Below are 2,631 nucleotides of genomic sequence, written 5' to 3'. Positions count from 1 at the left end.
CAAACTGTCCGGAAACAGGGACGAACTCCAACTCCAGTGGACACCTTCAATCTGTGCAAACTCATAACCAGCCGGTCGGGTTCACCAGGCGCTCACTCTCGTTTAATGATAAATGTGGGTCAAGCCGCATGATATGGTTGGCGTTGTTACGAATTTCTTGCAGCAGTTTAAGCGATTTACACGCGTCATTTTGAGCAGCAGTCTGTTCCAGCAATTCGAGCATTTCCGCCAGCATCGTCGCACCAATTGCGCTCGCATCACCCCGCGCCGTATGGGCGATATGTTGAAGCTCTGAAAAATTCTCCCGAGCGATGCAGGTTTGAATCCTGTATTCTGTATCCGGGTAAGACGAACAGAAGATGCGGTGCAGTCTTGTAAAAACCTCATGAGAAACCTCACCATAAAGTTCATCAAGGTGTGAAACGTCGATGAAAGTGTTGCCGCCTGCGCGAGATGCAAACTGTTTGGCATCATTTATGTTTATGGAACCATCAGAATTTGTTGGTTTGTTTTGAGCGCCTGACGCACGGAGCCTGGCAACCGGCGCCCATTTATCAATTGCTGTCTTCAAGTCAACGAGCTTTATTGGTTTGGAAAGGACATCGTCCATACCGGACTTACGGCCTTTGTCCCTTTCCCCGCCAAGAATACTGGCAGTTATACCAATGATGGTTGTTTGGGCCTCAGTATCCTTTTCGTTCTGACGAATCCGTTCTGTCAGGGCATACCCATCCAGCTCTGGCATGTGGCAATCGGTGAGCACCAGAGAGAATTTTTGTTGCCGCCAAAAATCCCAAGCTTCTTCTCCGTTGTTTGCGGAAACAGTCCGACAACCGATTAACGCAAGTTGTTGCTGGAGAAGACGTCGATTTATATCGGAGTCATCAACAACAAGAATGACGCAATCATCCATCGCAAATACAGGAACATCAGATTCGGTTTGGTTGTTGGTATCGGGTGAAATTTCCTCAACGGTATTATTCTGTTCAACCCTCTGTAGAGTAACAGTGAAAAAGAACTCTGCCCCGTTGCCGAGTTCGCTTTCAACACCGATTTCTCCACCCATGAGTGTCACGAGACGCTGGCAAATAGATAGCCCAAGACCTGTACCGCCATACCGACGGCTTGTAGAAATATCCGCTTGTCTAAAGTCAAGGAAAAGATCGTTTTGCCGATACTTACAAATGCCGACACCGGTATCTTTGACTGAGAATCTAAGCGTATCGACCGATTCATCGGATGACATATGAGCAACGCTTATTACAATACTCCCGTTGTCCGTAAACTTGATCGCGTTGCTTACAAGATTGTTGATCACTTGACCAATTCGCGTTGGATCAGCAAGGAAATCATTGGGGGGAATGCCTTCAAGGCTCGTATTGATGTCGATGTCTTTGTCAGCAGCTAGTTTCGCGAAGTTCTTGATGGATTGGTCTACGATGTTGGATAATGAAACTGGTATATGTTCAAGAGTAACTTCGCCAGCTTCCATTTTTGAATAATCAAGAACATCGTTGATGATTGTGAGAAGCGATGATGCTGAATGATTCACAGTCGCCACGAGGGATTCTTGGGATTTGCTGAGTGTCGTTTCTTGGAGCAATTCTAAGCTCCCAACCACACCGTAGAGCGGCGTTCTAATCTCATGGCTCATTATGGCGAGAAATGTTGTTTTTGCCTTATCAGCGGTCTCCGCGGCTTGTTTCGCTTCGACGGCCTTTCGCTCAGCAAGGACCAGCTCACTTACATCATAGAGAACTTCCACGTTACTCTGATCGGAGAGTCTCTTGTAGCGGCCCTCTAGGTGGGTTCCTTTTTCATCAACACTAAAGCGTTTGATACCGCCCTTGTCCGAACAAAACTGGTGCAATGAGTTCGCGCAGACTGCTGTCGGGATGCGAGACCAGAGTTCTTTTGAAATCGAGTCGTTTGAAAAGACTTCGGAGCCATCTTGGTCCGTTAGCCGAACACCGATAGGAAGCTCTTGCAGGACCTCTCTAAACCGAACGCGCTCGGCGAACGTCTCGGCTCGAGCCCGCTCAGCTTCTTTTAGGGCCTCGATCGTCTGCTGATTTCGGATAAACCGGAAAACGAACAAAATTCCAAGAACGCTGGCTAAGAACAGGGCACCGAGCGTAAGAAAGGCGGACTCGTAAGACTGCCGAGCGGCTTGACGCCAATCGTCTTCGATCAGATTCCGTTTTCTCTGCAGCTCAACTGACAATAGGAGGAGGGTGTTATCGATATCGCTGATATTCTCGAGATCTTTAATAAGCTCTTCCGAAATGGCGACAGGGTCTGCCCCTTTTTCGAGTGCCTCATAGTGTTTAGATGTAACGTCGTAGAATGAAATAAGCCGGGAGACCGACTTTTCATAATTCCTCAATTCAGCCAAAAAAACCTTACCTTGCGGCTCAACTATGTGAGAAATTTTGCTGTGTATCGACTCCAACCTCAAAAGGAGTGAACTCGCGCGGGCATCTTCAAGCAAATCGATTTTTGGAGGCGCCAATTCCAATCCGGTGGATATTTTTAACGCGTCTCTCTGGAGGGCGTTTATCTCAGACGCGATTGATGAGGTGGCATAAGCATCATATGAGCTCCTGACCTGCCCCTTTTTTCAGGGCCACT

General features: G+C 47.8%; 1 protein-coding gene. It reads right to left on the bottom strand.

All coding sequences use genetic code 11. The features are described from left to right. Nucleotides 1-61: 61 nt before the first annotated feature. Nucleotides 62-2,512, bottom strand: coding sequence for an ATP-binding protein (locus E1297_RS02900; RefSeq protein ID WP_196223162.1), 2,451 nt, complete (start codon nucleotides 2,510-2,512; stop codon nucleotides 62-64). Nucleotides 2,513-2,631: the final 119 nt, after the last annotated feature.

The organism is Roseibium sp. RKSG952 (assembly GCF_009711355.1).
Note: the sequence above shows the minus strand (reverse complement) of the source record. Positions and strands in the feature narration are given on the sequence as shown.